An 8563-nucleotide genomic window follows, 5' to 3' on the forward strand; every position below is an offset into this window, starting at 1 on the left:
ACAGTGTAGGCCAACGGTAGGGTCCGACGAGAGTGGATCGCGGTCAGTACAGATCGTAGCGGGCGAAGCGGCCGTCCAGACCACCGATGCGCACGGGGATGCGTCGAGCGGTCCGCAGACCCACGTGCTTCAGCAGCTCGCGGTCGCCCAGGACGAGCCACGCCGTCGATCCCGCGCACCGCGTCTTCAGGAAGTCACCGAGGGCCCGTACGGTGTCCTGGGCGACGCGACGATCGCCCAGACGCACACCGTACGGGGGATTCGCGACCACGAGTCCGTCGGTCAGACCCGGATGATCCCGGAAGTCGCCGTGCGTGAGCGACACCGTCTCTCCGAAGGGCACGCGCTGCAGATTGGCACGCGCGGTCTCGAGCACGTCGGGGTCGACGTCGTTTCCCTGCAGGGTCGGCGGATTGCCGTGGCGGGGGGTGACAGAGGCGCGGGCCCGGGCCACGCGTTCGTCCCCGATCGCCGGCAACCGCTCGCAACCGAAGCGTTCGACCGCGAAGGTCGGAGGGACCTCGCGACGACGCAGGAGTGCCTCGGCCAGCAGCGTGCCGCTACCGCACATCGGGTCGAGCAGAGGAGCACGTCCGTCGTCGCCCGCCACCTCGAACAAGGCGGCGGCAACGGTCTCGGGGAGCGGCGCGTCACCGCTCGCCGTCCGATACCCGCGCCGGTGTCGGGCACCGGCTCCACAGTCCAGGGACACAGTCGCCTTGTTGCGCTGCACGTGCACGTGCACCCGCAGATCGGGGGCACGTCGGTCGACATCGGGCCGTCGACCGGTCCGGTCGCGGAAACGGTCGCAGATCCCATCCTTGGTCAGTTGCACCGCGTACTGGGTGTGACGCAGTGTACTCTGCACCAGCGTGGCCGACACGGCAAAGCTCGTGTCGGGATCCATCAGCTCTTCCCAGGGCATCGCCGTCACGCGGCGGCGGAGGTAGCGGTCGCTGTGACAGGCGAAGCTCTCCAGCGGAGCCAGGATCCGACCCACCACTCGTGCCCATACGACGACTCGCGCCAACACGTCGGGCGTGGCCACGAAGTGCAGACCTCGGCGCGTCGGAGACACGTCGGTCGCACCGTGGCGTTCCAGTTCACGCGCGGCGGTGGCCTCGAGGCCCTCACCGACGACGGCGAAGTATCGATGGGTGGAAGCGTGCAGGAACAAGCGAGCCGCGGCGTGGAAGGGGTCGACCGGGAACGACGAAGGGGTGGAAGCCAAGGCCTCCACCCCCACGATCGCACGGTCCGTGACGACTGGCTAGTTGTACAGGCTCTTCACGGCACCGAAGCTCGAATCCTCGGTGTCGACCGGAGCCGCCAGCAGCAGGTTGTCGGTGATGGTGCACGCGAAGATGTCACCCGTGCACACACTGAACAGCGGAGCCTCCGGATCGGAATCGATGTTCGGACCCAGGGAGATCGTGCGTGCGTTGGTGGGCTCCCCCGGAATGAGGAGGGTGTGCCGCGAGATCACGATCGGCAAACCGTTGAAGCCGATGGCACACTCGCCGATTCCAACGTTGTAGCCACCCGGCGTCGGGATGTTGAGGCCCTTGCCCGGGATCCCGAACGACTCTCCCAGCAGGAAGACCTCGTCATCGAGACCGGGGATGAACAGCTGGAAGGCGACGGCGGTCACGAGGCCCTCGACCCGCATCACGACGTTCACCGTGAACGGCTCGCCCTGGGTCGGCTCGAAGGTCTGAATCGTTCCACCCTCATCGGCATAGACGCCGAGCTGGCAGTCGGACTGCGGGATCTGCGCCGAAGCAGTGCTGGCGAACGCCACCACGGCGAACAGCGCCAGGAAGAACGTTACCCTGTTGCTCATTTAGCTCACTCCTTCGTGATATCGGCCCCGCCGTTCCGCGGGACGTGGAAAGCCCTGACGCGTATCGTAGACAGGCGAACGCCTGGGCGACGGGAGCCGTGGACGGATGGAGAAGCCGGCCGGTGTGGTGAGCTGCGGAGGTCGTCTCGAAAAAGCCAGCACCAATTCCGCCCGACGCACCGTACCATGGACGTTCGTCGGCGTTCAACGCCCTGTTGCGAACGATGCGGAGCCATCGCGAGCTTTTGGCCGCGCTTTCACCCTACCTTCTTGCTGCGGCCGGGTCGAAGCGATCCCCGCCGGCGCCGTCGAGGCGCTCCAGCCCCTGAGATCCCGGAGAAATGCATGTCCTTTCGAAAAATCTTCACGATCGCCCTCGTGGTGACACTCGGATCGCACCCCGGACCGGCAGATCACGGAATTGTGAACGCGAGCACGGACGGTCTGCCCTACCGGACGCCGAGCGACGTGCTGGTCGACCTGGTCGACGCGTCCGATCCACCGTGGGTGAGCCTCTCGCCGAATCGCGAGATCATGCTGCTGCTGCACGTTCCGGCCCTTCCGTCGATCTCCGAACTCGCCGAAGAGGAGCTCCGCCTGGCGGGCTACCGCATCAAGCCGGCCACCAACGGGCCGAGCCGGGGCTGGGAGATCGCCGATCTCGGTGTGATGCCGATCGAGGGCGGAGACGAGCGATCGATCCAGGGCCTCCCGGAGAAGCCGCGGATCCGCAACACGCGCTGGTCCCCGGACGGGCGCCGCGTGCTCTTCACCAACACGGTCCGCGACGGCATCGAGCTCTGGGTCGCCGATCTCGAAGAGGCCCGCGCACGCCGTCTGGTCGGTCCGCGCCTGAACATGGCCGCGGGAATCGCGCCCCGATGGGCCCCGGACGGTCGATCCGTCCTCGTGCCCCTCGTTCCCGCCGATCGCGGATCGGCACCCGAGCAACCCCGCGTTCCCACGGGCCCGACGGTGCAGGAGAACCTGGGTCGCACCACACCGGCACGTACCTATCAGGACCTTCTCCAGAACGCTCACGACGAGGCCCTGTTCGACCACTACTTCACCTCGCAGATGGCGCGGGTCGACCTCGACGGGGGGATCGAGTTGCTGGGGGAGCCGGCCGTCTACCGTGAGATCGACCCCTCGCCCGACGGCCGGTACGTGCTCGTGGAGTTCGTGCACCAGCCGTACAGCTATCTCGTCCCCGCGAGTCGCTTTCCGCGGAAGGTCCAGGTCTGGGACGCCGAGGGGAACCTGGTGCGGGAGCTCGCCGACAAACCGCTGCAGGACTCGATCCCCATCGCCTTCGGGAGCACCGAGACCGGGCCGCGCGGTCACCGCTGGCGCCACGACGTCCCGTCGACCCTGGTGTTCGTCGAGGCACAGGACGGCGGCGATGCCGGCGCCGAGGCCGAACTGCGCGACAAGGTCTTCGCGCTCGACGCTCCCTTCGCCGGCGAACCGGTGGAACTGGCGGCCCTCGAGCAGCGCTTCGGCGGGATCTACTGGGGCGACGACGACCTGGCCATGGTCGTGTCGTGGTGGTGGCCCACTCGTTCGCAGCGCGCGTGGCGCGTGGCTCCGGGCGATCCCGACCGCGATCCGCAGCTGGTGATCGATCACAACTGGGAGGATCGCTACAACGATCCCGGCGAACCGCTGGTGGTGACGAACGAGTACGGCCGCGAGGTCCTGCAGACCGACGGCCGCTACCTCTTCATGAGCGGTGACGGCGCCAGCGAGGAGGGCGACCGCCCCTTCCTCGACCGCTACGACCTCGAGACCGGCGACACCGAGCGTCTGTTCCGCAGCGAGGCACCGTACTACGAGATGCCCATGGCCGTGCTCGACGATCGCGGCGAGCGGATCCTGACCCGCCGCGAGACCACCGACCAGCCGCCGAACTACGTCGTCCGCGACCTCGACGACGACGAGGCCACGCAGGTCACCTTCTTCGAACATCCCACGCCGGAACTGCGGGGCGTGCAGAAGGAGCTGATCCGCTACGAACGCGAGGACGGCGTCATGCTGACCGGCACGCTGTACACACCCGCCGGCTACGATCCCGACGCGGACGGTCCCCTGCCCACACTGCTGTGGGCCTACCCGACCGAGTACAAGAGCGCCGACGCCGCCGGTCAGGTCACCGACTCCCCGTACCGCTTCGTGCGGATCGGGTGGTGGTCGCCGGTCATGTGGGTGGCCCGCGGTTACGCCGTGCTCGACGACCCGGGCATGCCGATCATCGGCGAGGGCGAAGACGAACCGAACGACACCTATGTCGAGCAGCTCGTGTCCAGTGCCGCGGCGGCCGTCGACGTCCTGGTGGATCGCGGTGTCGGCGACCGTGACCGCATGGCCATCGGCGGCCACAGCTACGGGGCCTTCATGACCGCGAACCTCCTCGCCCACAGCGACCTGTTCGCGGCGGGCGTGGCCCGCAGCGGAGCCTACAACCGCACGCTGACGCCCTTCGGATTCCAGGCCGAGGAACGGACGTTCTGGGAGGCGCCCGACGTCTACTTCAGCATGTCTCCGTTCATGCATGCCGACCAGGTCGACGAGCCGATCCTCTTGATCCACGGCGAGGCCGACAACAACTCGGGCACCTTCCCCATCCAGAGCGAGCGCTTCTACGGCGCCCTGAAGGGCTTGGGAGGCACCGCCCGACTGGTCATGCTGCCCCACGAGAGCCACGGATACCGCGCCCGCGAGTCCGTGCTCCACATGATGTGGGAAACCGAACGGTGGCTGGAGACGTACGTGAAGGGCGATCCTCTTCCGGACGGCCTCCAGCGGGCCGGTGAGGCCTCCGGCGAGCGCTGAGTCCGGACCTCCACGGGGGCCGCCGACGTTCCGGCGGCCCCCGGACGTCGACATGTGAAGAAAAGTTCACGGTGGGACCATGCGCCCGCGGGTTCGTTCTGCTTCCGTTTGGATCCAGGAGACCCCACCTCGCGAACACGAGACCGTGCCCGGCGGCCCGCGCCGGAGCCCTCCGCCCCCCAACTCTGGCGATCGAAATCCATGCGCACCCGCAGAAGCCCCCGTCTCGCCCTGTCCCTCCTCGCCATCGCCACTCTCTCCCTGGGAGCCTCAGGCTGCGGCGACGACAGCAACGCCCAGAGCCAGAGCCGGGGCGGCTCGGAAGGACCGGGCGGAGGCAGACCCGAGCAACCTCCGGTGCCGATCGCGATCGTCCCGGCCATCAGGGGCCCCATCGCGAGCACCTACGCCGCCACCGCAACCCTTCGCGCCGACGCCGAGGCCGAGATCCTGGCCCGCGTGTCCGGCGTGGTCCAGGGACTGCGCGCCGAGGAGGGCGACGCGGTCGACGCCAACGCGCCGCTGCTGCAGGTGGAGAACGACGAGTACCGGCTCCGCGTGAAGCAGGCGAAGGCGCGCACGGCGAACCTGCGCGCCCGCTTCGAACGTCTCGAGGACATGGTCGACAAGCGTCTGGTCAGCCAGGAGGAATTCGACACCGCCGAGGCCGACCTGGCCAGCGCCGAGGCCGACGAGGAACTCGCCGCGCTGGAACTGAGCTATACGACGGTGCGCTCGCCGTTCCGCGGACGCGTGGTGGAGCGTCTGGTCGATCCCGGCCAGAACGTGAGCGTGGGCACTCCCCTGTTCCGTGTGGCCGACCTCGATCCCCTGCTGGCCGAAGTCCACGTGCCGAGCAAGGAGTTCCGGCGGCTGCAGACCGAACAGACCGTCGAGCTCGTGCTCGACAGTGACGGAACCCGCCTCGACGGCAGGATCGACCGCGTGAGTCCCGTGATCGACCCCAACAGCGGAACGATCAAGGTGACCGTCGAGATCCCCGAGTACCCGGCCTCGGTCCGTCCCGGCGACTTCGCCGAAGTGCACATCGTGACCGAGCGCCGTGAGGGCCGCACGCTGGTACCGCGCAACGCCGTGGTCACGGAGAAGGGCGAGACCGTGGTGTTCGTCGAGGCCGGTGGGAAGGCCGAGCGCCGCGCGGTGAGCACGGGCTTCTCCGACGACGAACACGTCGAGATCGTCGACGGCGTGAATCCCGGTGAACACGTCGTGATCAAGGGCCAACGCTCGCTGCGCCACGGGCAGAGAGTGCGCGTGCTCGAGGAGGACACTACGGGCGAGGCCCGGGCTCGATGAGGAACTTCATCGCTCTGGCCGTCCGGCGCCGGGTGAGCGTGATCATGGCCGCGCTCGCCGTCGTCGTGTTCGGTGTGGTGGGCTACCAGCGCCTGGCGATCGAGCTCTTCCCCGACATGAGCCATCCCTCCATCACCGTTCAGACCGACTTCCCCGACACCGCGCCCCAGGAGATCGAGACCCTCGTCACGCGCCCCGTCGAAGAGGCGGTCGGCGTGCTCCGCGGCCTCACCACCATGCGGTCGGTGTCGCGGCCGGGTGTGAGCGAGGTCACGTTGCAGTTCGAATGGGGCAGCGACATGGACATGCTGTCCATGGAGGTCCGCGAGAAGCTCGACCGGTTGATCCTCCCGGAGGGCGCCGACGATCCCATCGTCCTGCGATTCGATCCGTCGCTCGATCCCGTGGTGCGGCTGGCCGTGCACGGCAGCGACGACCTCGTGGCCATGCGTCGGCTGTCCGAACGCCAGATCAAGCAGGACTTCGAGACCCTTCGCGGCGTCGCCAGCGCCGAGGTCAAGGGCGGGCTCGAGGACGAGATCCAGATCGAGATCGACCAGGAGCGGCTGGCCGCCCTGGGCATTCCCCTGGATCGGGTGCGCGGTGTGGTCGGCGCCTCGAACGTGAACCTGCCCGGCGGAGCGCTGCGCGGCCGCGAGTCGCAGTACCTGGTCCGCACGGTCAACGAGTTCGACACCGTGGAGGAGATCGCCGATCTGGTCGTGTTCCAGAACGAGGCCGCCTCGGTGCGTCTTCGCGACGTGGCCGACGTGCGGATGGGCACGAAGGAGCGCGAGGAGATCACCCGCGTCGATCGCGAGGAGTCGGTCGAGATCTCCATCTACAAGGAGGGCGACGCCAACTCGGTGACCGTGGCGCGCTCGCTGCAGGACCGCATCGCGGACTGGAACGGCGGCAAGCTGCCACCGGGCATGGAGATGACCGTGCTCTTCGACCAGAGCACCTTCATCGAGAACTCCATCGCCGAGGTCCGCAGCGCTGCGCTCATCGGCGGTGTGCTGGCGATCGTCGTCCTGCTGCTGTTCCTGCGCGATCTACGGAGCACCCTGATCATCGCGCTGTCCATTCCCCTGTCGGTCGTGGCCACTTTCGTGCTGATGTACCGCATGGACATCTCCTTGAACATCATGTCCCTGGGTGGGCTGACCCTCGGCATCGGGATGCTGGTGGACAACTCCATCGTGGTGCTCGAGTCGATCCATCGCGCGCGCGGGCGCGGCCTCGACCTCGCCCGCGCTGCGGTCGCGGGGACCAGCGAAGTCGGTGCGGCCGTCGTGGCCTCGACCCTCACCACCGTCGCGGTGTTCCTTCCCATCGTGTTCGTGGAGGGCGTGGCGGGACAGCTGTTCCGGGACCAGGCCCTGACCGTGACCTTCTCGCTGCTCGCCTCGCTCGTGGTGGCGATCACCGTGATCCCGATGGCCAGCGCCATCGGCGGCCGGGTGCGGGCGGCCGTGGGCACGAAGAGCGAACTCGAAGGCCCTCTGTTCACGATGGGTGCGGTTTCGCGCGGCTACGACGGACTTCTGCGCGGCGCGCTGCGCGCGCGCGTCGTCACTCTGCTGATCGGCTTCGGCCTGTTCGCCGCCTCGATCCTCGCGATCGGGCGCATGGGCACGGAGCTGATCCCGCAGCTCACCCAGGGCGAGTTCTACGTCGAGGTGAACATGCCCGAGGGAACCTCGCTGCCCGCGACCGACGACGTGGTCCGGACGATGGAGTCGGCCGCCGCCGATGACGACCGCGTCGGCATGGCCTACACCACGGTCGGCAGCCGCGTGGTCAGCGGCGGAATGTCCCTGCAGACCCGCGCCGAGAACCTGGCCCAGCTGAACGTGGTGATGGCCGACCGCGGGAACGACCGCGCCGAGGCCGCGGTGATCGAGACGCTGCGCGAGACCTTCCGCGACATCCCCGAACTCCGCGTCGAGATCGGGCGACCGAGCTACTTCACCATGAAGACACCGATCGAGGTCCTGATCTTCGGCGACGACCTCGATCTGCTGCGCGACACCTCGCTCGAGCTGGTCCGGGAACTCGAAACCGTCGACGGCCTGCGTGACGTGCGCAGTTCCCTCGAAGCGGGCAATCCCGAACTGCAGGTGGTCTTCGACCGCGACCGCCTCGCCGCGCTCGGCCTGGACCTGGGCGCGCTGTCGCAGACTCTGCGCGATCGCGTCCAGGGTGCGGTCCCGACCACGTTCAAGCAGGAGGACCGCCAGATCGACGTGCGGATCCGCAACGCCGGCGTGACCGAGTCTTCGCGGGAAGACGTCCGTCGGCTCGTGGTTCCCGGTCCGGACGGGCCCATCCGCTTGCTCGCGGTGGCCGACGTCGACCTCGACCGAGGTCCGGCCGAGATCCATCGCGTCCAGCAGCAGCGTGCCGCACTGATCAGCGCCGACATCGAGGCGCGAAGCCTGGGCGACGCCATCGCCGACGTTCGCACCGCGGTCGACGAGACCGCACTTCCAGCCGGGCTGACCACCGAGATCGCCGGCCAGGACGAGGAGATGCAGACCTCGTTCTCGAGCCTTCGCTTCGCGATCG

At 68.3% G+C, this 8563-nt stretch carries 5 protein-coding genes; 3 read left to right on the plus strand and 2 right to left on the minus strand.

Going from position 1 to position 8563, the window contains the following annotated elements; all coding sequences use genetic code 11:
- Positions 1–43: 43 nt before the first annotated feature.
- Positions 44–1231 (minus strand): THUMP domain-containing protein, encoded by a 1188-nt coding sequence (locus tag VKA86_03960; GenBank protein HKK70348.1) that lies wholly within the window; start codon positions 1229–1231, stop codon positions 44–46.
- Positions 1232–1270: 39 nt separating this feature from the next.
- On the minus strand, positions 1271–1843 hold the full coding sequence (locus tag VKA86_03965; protein ID HKK70349.1) for a hypothetical protein: 573 nt from the start codon (positions 1841–1843) through the stop codon (positions 1271–1273).
- A 345-nt stretch (positions 1844–2188) separates the two neighbouring features.
- On the opposite strand from VKA86_03965, the gene VKA86_03970 reads away from it, so the two are divergent.
- The 3 genes from VKA86_03970 to VKA86_03980 all read left to right on the plus strand — a co-directional run.
- Positions 2189–4675, plus strand: coding sequence for a prolyl oligopeptidase family serine peptidase (locus VKA86_03970; protein ID HKK70350.1), 2487 nt, complete (start codon positions 2189–2191; stop codon positions 4673–4675).
- Between the two features lie 357 nt (positions 4676–5032).
- Entirely contained in the window at positions 5033–5992 is a 960-nt protein-coding gene (locus VKA86_03975; GenBank protein HKK70351.1) for an efflux RND transporter periplasmic adaptor subunit, read from the plus strand.
- Positions 5989–8563: efflux RND transporter permease subunit (locus tag VKA86_03980; protein ID HKK70352.1), on the plus strand; the 2575-nt coding region annotated here is incomplete at its 3' end. The genes VKA86_03975 and VKA86_03980, both read left to right, overlap by 4 nt.

The organism is Candidatus Krumholzibacteriia bacterium, from assembly GCA_035268685.1.
Taxonomy (GTDB): domain Bacteria; phylum Krumholzibacteriota; class Krumholzibacteriia; order JAJRXK01; family JAJRXK01; genus JAJRXK01.

Excerpts from the sequence above, each read along its gene's own strand:
- VKA86_03965 (HKK70349.1), bottom strand. The coding sequence starts at position 1,843 with ATGAGCAACAGGGTAACGTTCTTCCTGGCGCTGTTCGCCGTGGTGGCG.
- VKA86_03970 (HKK70350.1), top strand. The coding sequence starts at position 2,189 with ATGTCCTTTCGAAAAATCTTCACGATCGCCCTCGTGGTGACACTCGGA.